This window comes from Pectinatus cerevisiiphilus (assembly GCF_004341685.1).
Lineage (GTDB): Bacteria > Bacillota > Negativicutes > Selenomonadales > Selenomonadaceae > Pectinatus > Pectinatus cerevisiiphilus.
The window spans coordinates 155,300-174,551 of the sequence record NZ_SMAA01000004.1 but is presented as its reverse complement, the minus strand read 5'-3'; the positions used below and the strand labels follow the sequence as shown (position 1 = coordinate 174,551).

Below are 19,252 nucleotides of genomic sequence, written 5' to 3'. Positions count from 1 at the left end.
AAAAAATGGATTATCAAGAAGCATTAACGTATCTCGATGAATTGAATAGGTTTGGTGTTAAGCTGGGGCTTGAAAGAATAGAGCGGTTATTGCAATTATTAGATGAACCACAGCTTAAATACAAGACTATCCATGTAACAGGGACGAACGGTAAAGGGTCTGTCTGTGCAATGGTCAGTGAAATTATTCATCAATCGGGAATAAAAACAGGATTGTATATTTCACCGCATTTGTTTTCTTATACGGAACGTATACAGATTGATGGCGTACCAGTAACGGAAGAAACATTCGCTAATTGTATAAGCGTCGTGAAGACCTTTGCTGACCAGATGGTCAGTGAAGGCATGGAATCGCCTACGCAGTTTGAAATATTGACGGCAGCGGCTTTTTTCTGTTTCGCTATTAATAATGTTGAATATGCTGTTATCGAAGTAGGGCTGGGCGGCCTTTTGGATTCGACAAATGTCATAGTTCCGGAGGTTTCCGTCATTACTAATATCGCTTTTGAACATGCTGATCTTTGTGGGGGTACACTTGAAGGTATCGCCCATCATAAGGCGGGGATAATTAAGGATGGAGTTCCTGTAGTTACTGATGTAAAGGGAATGACACTGGATATTTTGAATGAGGAAGCCGCTAAGAAAAATACAGATCTTTTTATCGAAGATGCTGATTTCCAGGCGCAATTTTTAAATTATGATGGCTGTAAGCAATATATATCTTTTTCTTCTAAAATTATTGGGGTAAAGGAAGAATTTGCCCTTAATCTTTTAGGGGAACATCAGGTGAGAAACGGCGCACTGGCAATAATGACAGCATATTTGCTGGCTAATGATGAACGACGCATCACGACAGAAGCAATGCGGTTGGCACTGGCAAATGTAAGATGGCCCGGCCGTTTTGAAAGATTTTATATAAATGGGAAAAGGATAATTATTGACGGTGCGCACAATCCGGCTGGCGCGCTTATGCTCAGACAAAATCTGGACAAATATTATCCTACAGAACAGCGTGTTTTTGTTCTCGGCATATTAAAAGATAAGGCCGTCAGCGTTATGCTAAAAACCTTATTGCGTCCTGAAGATATCGTTATTGCAACAGAACCAAATTCAGCACGTAAGGCTGACCCGGCAGAATGGGCGAAGGAATTGGACGTCAAATATGTGCAAGTAGAAAAAGACCGGCAGGCCGCTTTAGATAAAGCACTGGAATTGACGCAGGAAGAATGCCTGCTGTGTCTGGCAGGTTCACTTTATTTGATCGGCGAACTCAGACATGACCTGTGTCTGATGAAGAATAAGGAGCCGGGTAAAAATAAAGTTTAAATTTTAATAATAACATTATGCGATTATGCGCAGTCTTAAAAGATATTAAGAACTTGTAATATTTTAGGAGATATATGAATATTTTTAAGAGACATAAATACGCTCAGGACTCGGGTGTAATGATGTTTTATATGTTGCTTATAACGGTATTCCTTTTACCGTTCAGTGGTGATGCAGCCACATACACGTTATTCCTGGGCTGGTTTTTTTGTATAATGAAGGCATACTTTGGCGATTGGAAATGGATAAAGACACCTATCGATATACCTTTGGCAATTTTTGTATGCTTCGTGTTTTTTTCTATTATTAATTCGCCACAAAAAATGTTTAGCTTTTATAATGCGTATCATCTTATCGGTAAATATTTGTTGATATATTATCTGGCGGTGCAGAGCATCACCACTGAAAAACATATCAAAACAGTTTTTGTTGTTTTGGGAATCTCAGCAGTAATCGTTTTGCTTTATGGTTTTTTCCAATACTTTGTGGGTATCAATACTGCTGGTATGGATTGGACAGATACAAAAACTTTTCCAGAAGTAACGCGACGCATTTTTTCAACATGGGAAAATCCTAATTTATTGGCAGGATATCTAAATATAATTATGGCGTTGGCTTTTGGTACTTTTATATTTGCCGGAGGAAGAACAGTCAGAATAATAATTGGCAGTTTTTTGATATTGGCTGCAATCGGTTTAGGGCTCACTTATGCCAGGGGGGCTTATTTGAGCATTGTTATGGTAATAGCCGCATACGGAGTCTTTTGTAAAAGAAAAATTATTTTCCCGCTTGTTGTTTTGCTGGCAGGATTGATGTATATAGATACACCTCTATTTAACAGGATGACTTCTATTTTTACCACTATAGATACTTCCTCTGAGCTTAGGCTGGCATTGTGGGAAAGTACCATAGAAATGATATTGGACCATCCTTTGCTGGGAATAGGCTGGGGAGCATATTATTTTGTTTATCCGTCATATGATTTTTATATGCAGGGCAATTTTATAAAAGTTGTACATGCACATAATATGTACCTTAATATAGCGGCTGAGATAGGTCTTGTCGGTTTTGCTGCTTTTATAACATGCTTGGGCGGCAATATTTGGCGGGCTTTAAAAGTTTATAAACATTTGTCTACCAATTTCTTGCGCGGTGCATTGTTGGGCTGTGGTTTGGCGCTGACTGCCATAGCCTTTAATGGATTTACTGATTTTGTCTTGTTTAATACGCGACTGACAATGCTTTTTTGTACTGTAATGGCTGTGGAGGCGGCACTGCTGCGGCATCCATCGCTGCTTGCTATACAAAAGGAACTGCAAAGACGACGCATGGGTTTGGTTTCGCTGCCTGAGTTATCCGATGAGGAAATTCAGAAAAACAAAGCATATAATTTAAAGGATATTTGATTGGATTGAAGCTGGAAAGACATTTATGTTATTATGAAGTTAGAACTTGGCAATTGGGCACAGTATTTTTTACTGGGTCCAATTCGGCTGTAAAATTAAATAGGTACGGGAGAAGGCGAAAATAAATGAAAGATATATCAAAAGCTACGATAGACAGGCTGCCGTTATATCTAAGGGCACTGCGCATGTCTCAGGATGAAGGACTCGATGTTATTTCTTCTGAAGAGCTTGGCCGCAGGCTGGAGATAACACCCGAACAAATTCGTAAGGATTTGGCATCGTTTGGCCAGTTCGGCAAAAAAGGTGTCGGGTATTATGTGAATGAATTAAAACACAGTATCAGCAATATTTTAGGCTTGGATAATCACTGGAACATAGCTATTATCGGCATAGGCCATTTGGGATCGGCCTTGGCGAATTACCATAATTTTATTTCACTCGGTTTTAATTTAGTAGCTTTATTTGATCATGATTCATCAATTGTAGGTAAGACGGTAAACCATGTCAAAGTGACTGATATTGATGTACTGGAGCAGACCATAAAAGATCTAAATATTCATATCGGCATTATTACGGTGCCGGGACAGTTTGCCCAGGAAGTGGCAAACCGGCTGGTGAAATCAAAAATTAAGGGAATATGGAACTTCGCACCGATCAGGATGAAAGTACCAGATGACATGCACATAGTAAATGAAGACTTATCCATCGGGCTTTCTTGTTTGTCATACCATATCACGAGAAAACCGCGCTGAAGATAAACGCAGATATTGTTTAGACATGAGAAGCGCATGAAATGGAATGCATATTTTTATTACGGCTGGAATGTAATTTCGCTGGACCTTATGAAAGATAAATTTTCCGCGTATTTTAGAAGATGTTTGCAAATAATATCAAACGATTACTTTAACTCATAATTTTTAAAGAAATTACATAAACTGGTCAATAAATAAATTATATTATACGATTTTCGCAGGGACGATGTGAAAACATTAAAAGTATCAGTACCACCATGCTGTGTTAATAGAAAATAAAGCACTGGATACAGGCAGTGCAGCGTTTTACTATTATGTAAAATTTTTCACAAATATATACAATTTGGGTTTGTTTTTTGGCTAAATTGCTTGACGCGTTCAATATCTGGTGGTATTCTAACAATTGTAGAAATATGGTCGTTTTGCTATGTAATTCACTATAAATGAGGTGAATAATTACTATTGGCTTTGATTATAGTTGAAAATGAGCTAGAGGCCATATATGACGTCATCGGCAGTCAGTTTTGCCGGTAGTTTAATAATATAAAAATTTATAGTTATTGATTCATGGGGAGGAGAATATTTAATGGTTGACATTCTCGATCGCGTACGCAATAAGGAATTGCGGTCTAAGATCGTTAGTGCCGAAGAAGCTGCTGCCTACATCAAACCCGGAATGAATGTAGCTACCAGTGGTTTTACTCCGTCAGGTTATGTTAAAGCTGTTCCAACGGCCCTTGCTAAACGTATGGAAAAAGAACCGTTTAAGATTAACTTGTGGACAGGTGCTTCTACGGGTGTTGAAGAAGACGGTGCTTTGGCAAAAGTGAATGGTATTGCTAAGCGCATGCCGTATCAGACAAATAAAGAACTTAGAAACCGCATAAACAGTGGTGATGTAGACTATTTGGATATGCATTTGAGTGAATCTGCACAGTTCGCAAGATATGGTTATATGGGCGGTGGCGTCGATGTAGCTATTGTCGAAGCATGTGCGATAACAGAAGAAGGTAACATTATTCCTACAACTTCGTTGGGAAATGCTGCTTCTTATGTACAGCAGGCTGATGTGGTTATTGTAGAAGTAAATGCTACGCAGCCGCTTGAACTTGAAGGAATGCATGATGTTTATGTACCACTTGATCCTCCGCATCGTTTACCGATTCCTATTGTCAAACCTAATGATCGCATAGGTACTCCTTATATACCGTGTAATCCAGATAAAATTAAATTTATCGTGCCATGTGATGTAAAAGATCATACTCGTCCGTTAGGCGAAATTGATGATAATTCTAAACATATGTCACATTTCATTATCGATTTACTCGACAATGAAATTAAAGAAGGGCGTATGCCTGCAAATTTGTTGCCGCTCCAATCCGGTGTAGGCAATGTGGCTAACGCTGTTATCCATGGATTCGTTGAATCCGACCTTAAAGACTTGTCGGTTTATACTGAAGTAATTCAGGATGGGATGTTTGACCTTATTGATGCAGGTAAATTAAGCTTTGCGTCAGGAACAGCATTATCTCCATCACCGGAAGGTCTGGAACGTTTCTATAAGAATATAAAAGAATATAGAAAACATCTTGTACTTCGTCCAGAAGAAATATCGAACAGTCCAGAAGTAGCACGCCGCATAGGCGTTATCGCTATGAATACAGCTATTGAATGTGATATTTACGGCAACGTAAATTCCACACATATCATGGGCAGTAAAATGATGAATGGTATTGGCGGCTCGGGTGATTTTGCCCGTAATGCATATCTCACTATCTTCTGCACCGGTTCAACGGCAAAGGGTGGGAAAATATCATCAATCGTACCGTTCTGTTCACATATTGACCATACTGAACACGATGTTGACATTATTGTTACCGAACAGGGGCTGGCTGATCTGCGCGGGCTTTCGCCACGCAAACGTGCAAGAGTTGTCATTGAAAAATGCGCGCATCCAGATTTCAAACCTATGCTTCTTGATTATTTTGAAAGAGCTGATGCGGCTACTAAGCACGCACAGACACCTCATCTGCTGAATGAGGCTTTGTCATGGCATCAAAGATTTTTAGAAACAGGGACTATGAAAAAATAGCTGAAATACAAAAACTGACGATTTTGGTTTATAGATCGGATAATTAAAAAGTCCTCTATATATAAATCCGAGTAAATAAAAATCCAGGAGGAAAAATAACTATGAGCACTGAAAAAGAAAAGATTCAAGCTGAATTAGATCAGTATAATGTCAACGTAGAAAAGGCAATAGGAAGGTTCCCAGAACGTAAAAATCTTCCTGAACAGCGCCTTTATACTCCGCTCGATATCAAAGATACCGATTATGCCGATGAAATCGGCTTCCCAGGGGTATATCCTTATACACGCGGTGTTCAACCTACCATGTACCGTGGCCGTTTCTGGACTATGCGTATGTATGCAGGTTTTTCCACAGCTGAAGAATCAAATAAACGTTATCGTTATTTGATTGAATCCGGTGCGTCGGGACTTTCTTGCGCATTCGATTTACCTACACAGATCGGTTATGACTCTGATGATCCTATTTCTGAAGGTGAAGTAGGTAAAGTCGGTGTTGCTATTGACTCACTTGCTGATATGGAAGTTCTTTTCGATAAAATAGATCTTGGTAAAGTTTCTACATCAATGACAATTAATGCGCCGGCATCAGTTTTGCTGGCAATGTATATCGCTGTTGCAGAAAAAAGAGGAGCAACTCCTGACCAACTTAAAGGTACCATTCAAAATGATATACTGAAAGAATATTCAGCCCGTGGTACTTACATTTTCCCGCCTCGTCCATCAATGCGTCTTATAACTAACATCTTTGAATATTGTTCGAAAAATGTACCTAAGTGGAATACAATCTCCATTTCTGGTTATCATATCCGTGAAGCAGGTTCTACAGCTGCTCAGGAAATCGCTTTTACCATCAGTGACGGTATAGCTTATGTTGAAGCTGCTATTAAGGCTGGCCTTGATGTAGATGCTTTTGCCGGACGTCTTTCCTTCTTCTGGAATGCACATAACAACCTTTTGGAAGAAGTTGCTAAGTTCCGTGCTTCTCGTCGTATTTGGGCGAAAATCATGAAGGAACGTTTCCATGCTAAAAACCCGAAATCTATGAAGCTGCGTTTCCATACACAAACAGCAGGTTCTATGCTGACTGCACAGCAGCCTAATAATAATATTGTCCGTGTTGCTCTTCAGACAGCAGCAGCTGTAATGGGCGGCACACAATCTCTGCATACAAATTCACGTGATGAAGCTTTGGCTTTGCCTACTGAAGAATCAGTTATGGTAGCACTTCGTACCCAGCAAATTGTCGCATATGAAAGTGGATTGGCTGATGTTATAGATCCGCTTGCAGGTTCTTATTATGTTGAAGCAATGACCAATAAAATTGAAGCAGAAGTATGGGATTACATCAAGAAAATTGATGAAATCGGTGGTGCTGTTGCGGCAATTGAAAAAGGTTATATTCAAAAAGAAATTCAGGACAGCGCTTATAAATGGCAGATGGATGTTGAATCCGGTGCTAAAACTATTGTCGGTGTCAATAAGTTCCAGATTAAAGAAGAACCTGTCAAAGGCCTCTTAAGAGTAGATGCTTCTGTTGGTGAAAGACAGAAACGTAAACTTGCTGAAATGAAAGCAAAACGTGATAATGACGCGGTTAAGAAAACTTTGGCTGATCTGGAAACTGCATGTAAAGATGCAAATGAAAATCTTATGCCTCATATTCTTAATGCGGTTAGAACCTATGCTACACTTGGTGAAATTTGCGGCGTAATGCGTAAAGTATTTGGTGAATACGAAGCACATACAAATTTATAATATAGAGATTGTCGGAGGGACTAATGATGGAAAAACGTATTAGAGTATTAGTTGCGAAACCTGGACTTGACGGACATGACCGTGGCGCTAAAGTCGTAGCTCGCGCACTTCGTGATGCTGGTTTTGAAGTTATATATACAGGTCTTCGTCAGACACCTGAACAAATTGCTGAAGCTGCACTTCAGGAAGATGTCAATGTAATTGCTATGAGTATATTATCAGGAGCACATATGCATCTTTTCCCGAGAGTTGTAGAACTTGTTCGTGAAAAAGGCATGAAAGATGTTCTTGTTGTCGGCGGTGGTGTTATTCCTGAAAGTGATATTCCTGCTCTTAAAAAAGCTGGTATAGCTGAAGTCTTCACACCTGGTACAAAAACTAGTGATATTGTTGAATTCATTAAAGCACACGTAAAATAAAAATATTGTAGTATCTTGCCCTCTTGGTTTTATTGAGAGGGCAAGATGTCTATACATGCTCGATTTTAGCAAATTATTCGCTGGCAAAATAAGAAAATTTTGCCTGTGCTATAGAGGATAATTCAGAAATTTGGGATAAGATTCTATTGAAATGGCAACTTTCATTCACATCAAAGGTGGTTCTTAGGTATGGATATAGTAAAAGAACTTTTAGGTGGATCCAGGCTGGCTTTATCCCGTACTATTACGGCTATAGAGAATGAACATGAAAATGCCTCATCCATTATGAGAGAGCTCTATCATCACACGGGGCACGCCTTTGTCCTTGGCATTACCGGGCCTCCGGGTGCGGGAAAATCAACTATGACAGACAAACTTGCAAGAGCATACCGTAATATGGGAAAGACCGTCGGCATAATTGCTGTCGATCCTACTAGTCCTTTTTCCGGTGGAGCTATTTTGGGTGACCGTATAAGAATGAATGGACTTACACTTGATGAAGGTGTTTTCATTCGCAGTATGGGAACTCGTGGCAGCCTTGGCGGGTTATCACATAAAACAGCGGATGCTGTAAAAGCACTTGATGCTTTTGGCAAAGATATTATTTTTGTTGAAACTGTTGGTGTTGGACAATCAGAAGTCGATATCGTTAAAGCAGCTGATACCACTATTGTTGTGCTTATACCAGGAATGGGTGACGATATTCAGGCTATAAAAGCAGGAATATTAGAGATTGGCGATGTGTTTGCCATCAATAAGGCAGACCATGATGGAGCAGATAAACTGCAAGCTGAACTCAATATGATGCTTGATCTTGATGGTCTAAAATTTGATTGGCGTCCTCCTATACAAAAAGTTGTTGCAAATCAGGGCGAAGGAATTGATGACCTCGTAAAGCTTATTGAAAAGCATTATGCTTATATAAGCAAAACAGGTAAATTAGCACAGAGACGTCATGACAGGACTAAAACAGAACTTTTGGAACTGCTCAATTCGTCGATAGGTACGTATGTCACAAAACATATTGTAGATACAGGTAGAATTAACAAGTGTCTGCAAGATATTGAAGCACATCGAAATGATCCTTATACTATAGTCCATCAATTGATGGACGAATTGTTAAAATAAATAATAAACAAAGTTTATTAGGAGGTTATACAATGTTTAAAGTTGAATGTGTAGATCATATTGGTATTGCGGTACCAGATTTAAAAGAAGCAAAGAAATTTTATACTGATGTCCTTGGTTTAAAATGCACCGGTGAAGAAGAAGTTGCTGAACAAAAAGTTAAGACAGCTTTTATTCCTACAGGTGAAGCAGAAGTAGAACTGCTTGAATCAACCTCACCAGATGGCCCTATTGCTAAATTTATTGCTAAAAATGGCGGACGCCAGGGAATACAGCACGTAGCTCTTCGTGTTGACAATATTGAAAATGCTATCGCTGACCTTAAAGCTAAAGGTGTACGCATGATTGATGAAAAACCTCGTTATGGTGCAGGCGGATCTTCTATTGCTTTTATTCATCCGAAAGCAAGCGGCGTATTGCTCGAACTTTGTCAGCGTAAAAAATAATTTTTACTAAGAACCAATTAAGGTCTTAGTTGTTTTTGTTCCCATCCCGGTTGAATTAAATTAATGTACAAAATGCTTGGCTGGCGGCGTTTATGGTGCATGCAGATGTAGACCGGGGAGGGTGCTCTATACAGCAAAGAGAATTGATATTTTATCTTTGAAAAACCAGCTTTTGAGATAAATTATGGGGAGGTATAATTTTGACCACAGTTCAGGAAAAAATCGATCTTATGAGATCGAAAAGTGAACATAATATGCAAGGCGGCGGGCCAAAACGTGTTGCCAAACAGCATGCTAAAGGTAAATTGACAGCTCGTGAACGTATTGGATTATTGTTTGATGAAGGAACCTTCGTTGAACTTGACCAATTCGTAAAGCACCGTTGCACCAATTTTGGTCAGGAAAAGAAAGATCTTCCTTGTGAAGGTGTTATTACCGGTTACGGTACGATTGATGGCCGTCTGGTTTATGCTTTTGCACAGGACTTCACCGTTGAAGGTGGTTCCCTCGGTGAAATGCACGCAAAGAAAATATGGAAAGTTCAGGATATGGCCATGAAGATGGGCGCCCCTATAATCGGCATTAACGATTCAGGCGGAGCACGTATCCAGGAAGCTGTAGACGCATTGAGCGGTTATGGCGGAATCTTCCTTAGAAATACATTGGCATCAGGTGTAATTCCACAGATATCTGTAATAATGGGACCTTGTGCTGGTGGTGCAGTTTATTCTCCAGCTTTGACAGATTTCATTTACATGGTAAAAAATACCAGCCAGATGTTTATAACCGGTCCTGCTGTTATAAAATCAGTTACAGCTGAAGAAGTAACTGCTGAACAGCTCGGTGGTGCTATGACGCATAACAGCACATCCGGGGTTGCTCATTTTGCAGCTGATACAGAAGAAGATTGCTTACAGCAAATCCGTTATTTGTTAAGCTTTTTACCAAGTAACAATATGGATGATGCACCGCATGTAGATACGGGTGATGATCCTTCCCGTATGGATGACGGACTTAATACAGTAATTCCAGATAATCCTAACATGCCGTATGATATGAAAGACGTTATCCGTATGTTGGTTGATAATGGCGAATTTTATGAAGCACAGGAACATTTTGCGAGAAATATTATTACCTGCTTCGCTCATTTTGATGGACGCAGTGTAGGTATTATTGCCAATCAGCCAAACATAATGGCAGGTTGTCTTGATATTAACGCTTCTGATAAATCTTCAAGATTTATTCGTTTTTGTGATGCTTTTAATATTCCTATCGTTAACCTTGTTGACGTTCCGGGATTTTTACCAGGAACTGATCAGGAATACGGTGGTATTATCCGTCATGGTGCAAAAATGCTGTATGCTTACAGTGAAGCATCCGTACCTAAGATTACAGTAATCACACGTAAAGCATATGGTGGTTCTTATTTGGCTATGTGTTCCCGTGATTTAGGGGCTGACCAAGTAATGGCTTGGCCTACTTCTGAAATAGCTGTAATGGGACCTGCTGGTGCGGCTAATATCATTTTCCGCAGAGATCCAGATGTAAAACAAAAAACAGCTGAATATATAGAAGAATTTGCTACACCTTATAAAGCTGCTGAACGTGGTTATGTTGATATGGTAATAGAACCACGGGAAACGAGACCACGCATTATTACAGCACTGAATATGCTGGTTAACAAGCGCGAAGATCGTCCAGCTAAAAAACATGGTAATGTACCATTATGATAAAGAGGTATGCAATCGATGGAAAAAAATAATAAAGTTAGCGAAGAAGTTGTTGCTGCCATTACCGCAGCTCTTGAAGCTGCCTTGGGCAGAAAAGTTAGGGCTATTAGCATTAAACGCCATGAAGGTTGGATTATGGCAGCCCGTCGCGATGCAGTCTGAGTTCTTAGATGAATTATTGTAAATAAAAAGAAATACGTTTATGGAGGAATATCTTGTGAAAAAATTTAACGTAACTGTGAATGGTAATTCTTATGAAGTAGAAATTGAAGAAGTAAAAAGTGCTGCCGTTGCAGCACCAGCTCCTAAAGCAGCACCTGCTGTTTCTGCACCAGCACCTAAAGCCGCAGCTCCTGCAGCTCCAGCCGCAGCACCTGTAGGTGGTACAACCATAGCAGCTCCAATGCCTGGTAAAATCACTAAAGTTGTAGCTTCTGTAGGACAGGCTGTTAAAGCTGGCGATGTTGTACTTATCCTTGAAGCTATGAAAATGCAGAATGAAATCACAGCACCTGCAGCTGGTACAGTTAAAGCAGTTAACGTTGAAGTTGGTAAAAGCGTTAAAGCTGGCGAAGCAATGGTTATTCTCGGCTGATTTCGTTGCTGAAATAATTTAAAAATAAGATTCTTATTAATAGAATTTTGTTTGTCCCCAAGTAATTAAAATAGAGTTCCTTCCGTTGTATAACGGAAGGAACTCTATTTTTGTTATGTGTCAGTAATTACTAGAATTACTGTTTTTTCACTTTGTACCATGCTGCATACATCGTTGGTAGTATGAGCAATGTGAGTATAGTGGCTACCAATAAACCACTGGCGATAGCGACGGCCATAGGTCCCCAGAAAGTACTGGACATGAGGGGCAGCATCCCCAGAATAGCTGCTGCCGCAGTAAGCATGATCGGGCGAAAACGAAGGATGGCAGAGTCGATGATAGCATCCCATGGTGTTTCACCAGCGGCGATATGTTTTTGGATTTGATCAATAAGGATGACAGAATTTCTTATGATCATACCACTTAAGGCTAGTATACCCAGCTGTGCAACAAACCCCATAGCTTTATCCAGCAAAATCATACCGAAGCTTACACCTATTAAACCTAGCGGGGCAGTGAGCAAGGTCAGTATCACAAGCTTGCCGTTCCGGAGCTGGATCATCAGCAGTGTCATGATGACAAAGATCATAGCGGGAAGGGGAACTAGGAGAAATTGGACGGCATCGTTGCTGTCGGAAAGCGATCCACCGGCTTCTATGCTATAACCAAGCGGTAATGAGTCACGTAGTGATTTTGTGGCATTATAAGCTTTTTGGGCGGCATCGTTGGCAGTGCCTTCTTTAATATTGGCTTCAACTGTGATGGTAGGCTGCAAATTGCGGCGCCATATGAGTCCATCTTCAGCATCATAACTGATCTTTGCTATTTGCTGTAAAGGAACATAGCCAGCAGCACCAAGATAGACAGGAAGGTTCTTTATGTCAGCGAGGCTGTGCCGGTCGCTGTCATTCATGCGGAGCATGATATCTATAGTTCTGTCACCTGCATAATATTGGGCAGCCGATGCACCAGAAATTTCGGTGTAAAGCATTTGTGCCACAGACTGGCCGGATATTCCCATTGCACGTAATTTATCTTGGTCAAGCGCCAGATGCATGGTTTTGTTCTTTTCATTCCAGTCAAAATGGACGTCTTCATTATTGCTGTCGGCGGCAACAATATCTGCTACTTTACCTGCGATACCGCGCACTTTGTCTTCGTCATAACCGGATACGCGGAGCATTATAGGGTAATCGGCTGGCGGCCCGGTCTGGATGAATTTGACATTACCCTGTACATTTGGATAATTATCAGCTAATTCTTTATTGATTGTTTCTGCCAACTGTTCACGTGTGTCAACGTCCTTGGCAACAATGACGAATTGGCTGTAATTATCAGCTGGCAGCTGCGGGTCTGTAGTCAGGACAAAGCGAGGGGCTCCTTCGCCGACATAATAGGAAAAGTTTTTAATATTGTCTGTTTGCGTGTTTAAGAAGGTGGCAAATTTATTTGCAGTGTCTTCAGAGGCTTTTAAGGATGATCCTTCTGGCAGCTGCATTTCCACAATTATCTCTGGCCGCAGGGAAGGCGGGAAAAATTCCTGGCGAATAAAGCGCAGAGAAAAAATAGAAAGGGCAAATATACATATAGTTACGCCGAGAACAGGTTTTTTGTGTTGTAGGCACCAGGTAAGAATTTTACGGAAAAGTGAATAAAATTTATTTTGGTATGGTGCAGTTTTCCCTGTGCCATTGGTCGGTGGTTTAACACGTATGAGATGATAACCGAATAGTGGGGCAACCATTACGGAGACAAGCCATGAAATGAGTAAGGCAATGCTTATTACCGGGAAAAGACTTTTGCAAAATTCGGAAGCCATTCCTTTGGCAAAAGCAACTGGGATAAAACCAGCGCAGGTAATCAGTGTACCGGTAAGCATCGGCTTGGCCGTGGCCTCGAATGCATAACAGGCAGCTTTAAAGCGGTCAAGTCCCTCTTCAAGTTTGACACTCATCATTTCCACAGCAATTATCGCATCATCAACAAGCAGTCCCAATGCAATAATAAGCGAACCTAAAGACACCTTTTGCAGGTCGATGCCAAATATATACATCATCACGAAAACACCAGCCAGTACCAGCGGTATACATCCGGCTACAACAAGACCGGTACGCAGGCCGAGACTTAAGAAACTGACGGCAAGAATGATGATAATCGCTTCGCGTAGTGTATTTACAAATTCCCCTATAGATTCTTTAACGACAGTCGGTTGGTCGGAAACTTGATTGATTTCAAGACCGAGAGGCATATCCGCCTTTATTTTTTCCAACATAGTATTGAGGTTATTACCAAGCGTGAGGATATTGCCACCTGGTTCCATTGATACAGCAATGCCAATTGCCGGTTTTCCGTTGAAGAACATTTTAGGGTCAGCCGGATCTGCATAGCGACGATCAATTTTAGCAATATCTCCTAAGCGGAATATTTTTCCATTGGCATTGACGGGTAGGTTTTTGATATCATCAAGGTTATCAAATATCCCGCTAAAACGAAGATAAACATTATCAGAAGATGTTTCAATCATGCCAGAGGGCGTGATTTCATTTTGTGTTTTTATCGCGTTAGCAATAGTCTGTGGGCTTATACCAAGCTCAGCAAGTTTTACATTGCTTACTTCTATATAAACCTTTTCTGTCTGTACGCCGAGCAGTTCTACCTTTTGGACACTGGAAATACCAAGGAGAAGACGCCGTATCCGTTCAGCATGCTGGCGCAGTTCTTCGTAAGAGTATCCATCACCGCTGACAGTATAAACAGAGCCAAAAACATCATCAAAACGGTCATTGTAAAAAGGACCGTAAACACCTTCAGGAAGGTATTGTTTTTCGTCTTCGCACAGATTGCGGACTTCTTTCCAAGTATCACGTATTTTGGAATTGTCGACATCTTGGCGAAGCGTTACATAGATAATTGATAGGCCGGGGCGAGAGGAACTTTTTAAATAATCAAGACCGGGTGTATCTTGTAGTTTTTCTTCAAGCTTATCGGTCACTTGTTCTTCCATTTGTTTGGCAGTAGCTCCTGGCCAGCTGACTGAAACAACCATTTCTCTTATGGTAAAGTCAGGGTCTTCCATGCGTCCCAGTTTGCTATAAGAAAAAATACCGGCAATGATAACGACAATGATAAAATACCAAACTAAGTCCTTATTTTTTAAAGATAATTCAGTAAGGTTTCTCATGAATTATCACCTTCCGTACTATCATCAAGTCGGACTTTCTGGCCATCACGCAGCTTTTGCACACCTGCTGTTACGACAACATCACCTTTATCCAGTCCAGACACTTTTACATGGTTTTCATCGAAAGTGGAAACCTGTACTTCTTTTAAGGCTACTGTGTTATCATCAGCTACAATCCATACTTCTGGTGTATCACCTGTTTGGTATATGGCGGAAAGTGGTAATAAGTAAGTGTTTTGGTCAGCGGAAGTTGAAGAACAGAGAACACTTGCCGTCATGCCAAGTTTCAATTCAGCAGGTGGCTGGGGAAGGGAAATCCTGACACGGTAAGTGCGTGCTGTTGGGTCTGCCATTGGTGATATTTCACGAATTATACCATCAACTGTGGAATCAGCAAGGGCCCAAAAAGAAACCGTTACGTGCATTCCTTGGCTGAGAGATTTGATATCATTTTCAGGAACATTTATTTCTACTTCCAGCTCATTCGTTTGGACGAGAGTCATCACCGTTTGTCCAGCGGTAACAACCTGTCCTGCTTCTGCATTGATTGTAGAAATGACACCGTCGGCATTAGCCATAAGATTTGTATAGGATAATGAATTGCGGTCTTGCAGAGTATGGGCAGTTGCCTGCTGATAAGCCGATAGAGCAGAGTCGTAAGCTGTTTGATATTGATCAAGTGAAGCTTGGGGTATAGCATCCTGTGCATACAGCTGTTGATAACGCGTGAGATTTGCCTTTGCCAGCTGCAATTCAGCATAGGCAGCTTCTGTTTGGGCTTCGCTTTGATTAACTTGCTGGACGATGTCTTTGCTGTCTATTGTCATTAATACGTCACCGGCATGGACAAAATCTCCGGCTTGGACAGCACGCTGTAAAATTTTTCCGCCCACTTGGAATGATAAATTAGTTTCGTAACGCCCATGCACAGAACCTGCATAAGTGGCGGAATCTGTATCATTATCCGCAGCTATTTTTTGAGTCTTTACCAATGGTGCAGTGGATGCAGGTTCTTCTTTTTTCCCACAACCTGCAATCAAGAGAACCGTTATTAATCCCAGACACAAAAATTTGATGACGCAGCTTTTCATGAAATTCCCCCTATGTTAAATTAATAAGTGCCAGATAAAAAGCGTTTGTTTTCAAGTAAGGTATAAAATATTCGTCAATTTGCATAAGTATATCATACATTTAATATGTAAAGCTTTAATAAAATAAATACCTTCATACTAAATTATATAATAATATTATACTAGATTGTACAAGATACTAAAAGGAAATTGACTTATTATGATATAAATGGAAAGGATAGTTGCAAAAAAATGCCCTGCAAAACAGATTCTTGAACTGTGCCCTCCATAAGTTAGACTTCAAAAGCTAGCTTATGGGAGGCGGTTCATCTCCTATCTGCGTCACAGGGTGTTTTTTAGCATCTATTGTAAAAATCACTTTCTTAAGCGGCAATCTTTTTTCTTTATATGGTTTTGTAGCCATTCTACCAAGAAACCAAGAAGATCTATAATACTGTCTTTTTGGTTGGCATCAATTTTTTCTAAATTTATGGAGTTTAATTTTTCAACAAATTTCATGTGTTCAATTTTATGGCTGAAGCGGTGAAGATATTGAATACTTTCCATATATTTCTCTTCGTCAGCAAAGTGGATAATCGTATATTCCCGTAATTCGACAACGAGATTTAGGATGCGGTCATATTTATCATTGATAAAATTATTGGTCAAAAGGTCATAGGCTTCATTAGCAATGTCGAATAGCTTTTTGTGCTCCTGGTCGATGAATTCTATTCCGGTTAGATAATCATCAGTAAATTCATAATGCATGAATGAAAACTCCTTTTCCTAGTAGTGAATATTTTCTATATTATCATAAATTACGGTAAAAAGTAATATTTTTTATTGACAGTAAATTTAATTAAAGTAGTTTAATTATCAGTTTTAATATCATATTGTACAAATATAGTGTAACAAAGTTCCCATATATAATAAAAAGATAAACTTCAATTAAAAAAATAAGGAATTAGCTATAATCAATTATATCTACCTGTTTGGTAATATTGATATTGAAGATTTTGTTGTGGAAATTGACAAGTTTTGTAAAAAAGATGTTGTTTATGTAATTTACCATAAAATATTGTAAAAAAATATTCAGTAAATACAGGGCTAAACAATGTTTTTTTTGTAATTGGCATGAGATTTGCTCTATTTAGCATTAGCTTTACAAAATAAAAGAAGAGGATGAATGAATTATGAGTAAAAAAGTAAAAATTCTTTGTTGTTGCGGTGCGGGAATATGTACGTCAAATTATTTAAGGGAAGAAATTGAAGATCGTTTAAAAGAAGAAGGTTTGAGTAAAGATGTTAGCGTTACTTTATGCAGAGTTACAGATGTAGAAGAAACTCTTGCCAGTGGTAATATGGATTTGCTCGTTACTACTGTAGAAATGAATGGTGATTATTCTGTGCCTATGATTAGGGCGTTAGGTGTTATGTTAGATGACGCTGCAGCTAAAAAAGCATTAGATGAAATTATGGATAATGTCAAAAAAATTATGAAGGAATAAGATGAATAAGTAAATAGACAGAGGTGATGAGTATGGATTTTATAGGAATTATTACAAAAGGATTATCCACATTCTTTGGTTTTGATTCATCAGTCACAATAGTCGGAATAATCCTTATCGTTTCAATACTAGTACGCGTTGAATTTAAGAAAGCTATTTTAGGTGCTTTAAAAGTATCTATCGGGTTGACAGGTTTATTTTTAGTAGTGAATCTTATTCAAACAGCTATGGTTCAGCCTATTCTTAATATTATTTCTTTGTACGGAATAAATAAGAGTGTAGTTGATATAGGCTGGGGTTGTCTGGGCTATGCCTTTGGTAATACTTATGGATATTTCGGGGTACTGGTATTTCTTATCTTGAATATCTTCCTAGTATCTATTCGTTTTACACAGACATTATATGTGGATGTATTTAATACATGGCGTGCCATGCTGCTCGCTGGTATGGTAGGAGTAGTAAGTGGTAACTTCTGGATAGCCACTGTAGCTGTTGTAGTTTTTTTGATAATAGATGTGAAAGCTGCGGATATTGCGGCACCTTATATAGAAAAAATCAATAATTTTCCACCAGGCGGATCATGGCCGCATGGTACACATTTTTCTTTTCAGGCATGTATAGCTATTCCTATTGAATGGGTATTGAAGAGAATACCGGTGATTAAAGATGCTACTTTTAACGCTGAAACTATACAGGAAAAATTTGGTGTATTGGGTGAAACTACTGTTATGGGGGCAGTGCTGGGAATATTAATTGGACTCTTTAGCCAAATAGGGATTATGGCTTCCCTGCTCTTAGGTGTAAAAATGGCTGCCGCTTTTCTTTTACTGCCAAGAATGGCATCTATTCTTGTTGAAGGTTGGTTTCCTATCATCAAAGCAGCAAGAAAGATATTAGTAAGCAAAATGCATCGTGATGATGTCAGAATAGCACTTGATTGTTCTACAGTTATTGGCCATTCGGCAGTAGTACCGACAACGTTAATTATGTATCCATTAGCTTTGATAATTTCAGTTTTATTGCCGGGAAATCAAATGATTGCTTCGGTAAGTTTAATTATCGTCCTTTGGGAAAGTGCTGCTGTTAATGCAATTACTGAAGGAAATATTTTGCATAATATTATCATTTTGTCAATCATTGTTGCACTATTCTGCTGGGGTGCTACTTTGATGGCCGGACCAATGACCCAATTAGCAGGCAGCTTAGGATATGATGCATCAAAAGGAGCTCTGTCCGCATGGGATGCTACTGGTACGCCAGCATTGGTTATAGTTTATAAAGTGTTCTCATGGATATTTGGTTTTTAAACGTTTAAGGGGATGGAGAATATGGGTAACGTAGGCAAGACAGAAGATATATTTTATGATGCAGCAATATTAAATGAAGTAAAAACAAAGGAAGAAGTAATCTCTCTTCTGGCCAAAGATCTATTTGAAAAAGGATACGTAAATGAAGCTTATTGTAAGGCTACGCTGGATCGTGAAGATAATTACCCAACTGGTTTAGCGACAAAACCGATAGGTATTGCAGTCCCACATTCTAATCCGGAAAATGTCTTAAAAGAAGCTATTGTGGTAGCTGTGCTGCCCCAGGTAGTAAAGTTTGCGGAAATGGGCAACAATAGTTCACAGATAGATGTAGGCATAGTTTTCATGCTGGCATTGAAAGGTGAAAATAATCATTTGAATTATTTAAAAAATATAGTTAATTATTTCAAGCAACAGCAAAATGTAATCAGTTTTCATGCGCTTAGATCAAAGATGCAGATGCGAGAAATATTTTTGAAGGATATATTGCAAATACAACAATAGCTTAATGATGCAGATATAAGAACAGTGCATATAAT

Annotated in this window: 17 protein-coding genes; 14 read left to right on the top strand and 3 right to left on the bottom strand. The window is 39.4% G+C overall.

Annotated features, from left to right (window positions below):
• Window positions 1-5: 5 nt before the first annotated feature.
• From EDC37_RS03905 to EDC37_RS03860, 11 genes are all read left to right on the top strand, one after another.
• On the top strand, window positions 6-1,325 hold the full coding sequence (locus EDC37_RS03905; RefSeq protein WP_132548120.1) for a bifunctional folylpolyglutamate synthase/dihydrofolate synthase: 1,320 nt from the start codon (window positions 6-8) through the stop codon (window positions 1,323-1,325).
• Between the two features lie 119 nt (window positions 1,326-1,444).
• A complete protein-coding gene (locus EDC37_RS03900; protein ID WP_165874446.1) occupies window positions 1,445-2,731 on the top strand; it encodes an O-antigen ligase family protein in 1,287 nt (428 codons plus the stop codon).
• Between the two features lie 125 nt (window positions 2,732-2,856).
• On the top strand, window positions 2,857-3,483 hold the full coding sequence (locus EDC37_RS03895) for a redox-sensing transcriptional repressor Rex (RefSeq protein WP_132548116.1): 627 nt from the start codon (window positions 2,857-2,859) through the stop codon (window positions 3,481-3,483).
• A gap of 586 nt (window positions 3,484-4,069) precedes the next feature.
• Window positions 4,070-5,575, top strand: a complete 1,506-nt coding sequence (locus EDC37_RS03890) for an acetyl-CoA hydrolase/transferase family protein (protein ID WP_132548113.1) — start codon at window positions 4,070-4,072, stop codon at window positions 5,573-5,575.
• A 101-nt stretch (window positions 5,576-5,676) separates the two neighbouring features.
• A complete protein-coding gene (locus tag EDC37_RS03885) occupies window positions 5,677-7,329 on the top strand; it encodes an acyl-CoA mutase large subunit family protein (RefSeq protein WP_132548111.1) in 1,653 nt (550 codons plus the stop codon).
• 26 nt (window positions 7,330-7,355) lie between these two features.
• On the top strand, window positions 7,356-7,748 hold the full coding sequence (locus EDC37_RS03880) for a cobalamin B12-binding domain-containing protein (protein ID WP_132548172.1): 393 nt from the start codon (window positions 7,356-7,358) through the stop codon (window positions 7,746-7,748).
• A gap of 189 nt (window positions 7,749-7,937) precedes the next feature.
• Entirely contained in the window at window positions 7,938-8,876 is a 939-nt protein-coding gene (gene meaB / locus EDC37_RS03875) for a methylmalonyl Co-A mutase-associated GTPase MeaB (RefSeq protein WP_132548109.1), read from the top strand.
• 32 nt (window positions 8,877-8,908) lie between these two features.
• Window positions 8,909-9,322 (top strand): methylmalonyl-CoA epimerase, encoded by a 414-nt coding sequence (mce, locus tag EDC37_RS03870; RefSeq protein WP_132548107.1) that lies wholly within the window; start codon window positions 8,909-8,911, stop codon window positions 9,320-9,322.
• A gap of 200 nt (window positions 9,323-9,522) precedes the next feature.
• Window positions 9,523-11,052: a methylmalonyl-CoA decarboxylase subunit alpha gene (gene mmdA, locus EDC37_RS03865; RefSeq protein ID WP_132548105.1), complete on the top strand. Its 1,530-nt coding sequence runs from the start codon at window positions 9,523-9,525 to the stop codon at window positions 11,050-11,052.
• 9 nt (window positions 11,053-11,061) lie between these two features.
• Window positions 11,062-11,214, top strand: a complete 153-nt coding sequence (locus EDC37_RS12260; RefSeq protein ID WP_165874441.1) for a hypothetical protein — start codon at window positions 11,062-11,064, stop codon at window positions 11,212-11,214.
• 55 nt (window positions 11,215-11,269) lie between these two features.
• Window positions 11,270-11,647, top strand: a complete 378-nt coding sequence (locus tag EDC37_RS03860) for a biotin/lipoyl-containing protein (protein ID WP_132548103.1) — start codon at window positions 11,270-11,272, stop codon at window positions 11,645-11,647.
• Window positions 11,648-11,783: 136 nt separating this feature from the next.
• On the opposite strand, the gene EDC37_RS03855 is transcribed toward EDC37_RS03860, so the two are convergent.
• The 3 genes from EDC37_RS03855 to EDC37_RS03845 all read right to left on the bottom strand — a co-directional run bounded on the left by EDC37_RS03855 (window position 11,784) and on the right by EDC37_RS03845 (window position 16,666).
• Entirely contained in the window at window positions 11,784-14,828 is a 3,045-nt protein-coding gene (locus EDC37_RS03855) for an efflux RND transporter permease subunit (RefSeq protein ID WP_132548101.1), read from the bottom strand.
• Window positions 14,825-15,919, bottom strand: a complete 1,095-nt coding sequence (locus EDC37_RS03850) for an efflux RND transporter periplasmic adaptor subunit (protein WP_132548099.1) — start codon at window positions 15,917-15,919, stop codon at window positions 14,825-14,827. The genes EDC37_RS03855 and EDC37_RS03850 overlap by 4 nt, the downstream gene beginning before the upstream one ends.
• Before the next feature lie 354 nt (window positions 15,920-16,273).
• Window positions 16,274-16,666: a bacteriohemerythrin gene (locus EDC37_RS03845; protein ID WP_132548097.1), complete on the bottom strand. Its 393-nt coding sequence runs from the start codon at window positions 16,664-16,666 to the stop codon at window positions 16,274-16,276.
• A gap of 425 nt (window positions 16,667-17,091) precedes the next feature.
• On the opposite strand from EDC37_RS03845, the gene EDC37_RS03840 reads away from it, so the two are divergent.
• Genes EDC37_RS03840 through EDC37_RS03830 form a run of 3 tightly spaced genes read left to right on the top strand, consistent with a single transcriptional unit; the run spans window position 17,092 to window position 19,217 of the window.
• Complete coding sequence (locus tag EDC37_RS03840) at window positions 17,092-17,406, top strand: PTS sugar transporter subunit IIB (RefSeq protein ID WP_132548095.1); 315 nt, start codon at window positions 17,092-17,094, stop codon at window positions 17,404-17,406.
• Window positions 17,407-17,438: 32 nt separating this feature from the next.
• Window positions 17,439-18,713: a PTS transporter subunit IIC gene (locus tag EDC37_RS03835; protein ID WP_132548093.1), complete on the top strand. Its 1,275-nt coding sequence runs from the start codon at window positions 17,439-17,441 to the stop codon at window positions 18,711-18,713.
• Between the two features lie 21 nt (window positions 18,714-18,734).
• Window positions 18,735-19,217, top strand: coding sequence for a PTS sugar transporter subunit IIA (locus tag EDC37_RS03830; RefSeq protein WP_165874445.1), 483 nt, complete (start codon window positions 18,735-18,737; stop codon window positions 19,215-19,217).
• The last annotated feature ends 35 nt before the right edge of the window (window positions 19,218-19,252 follow it).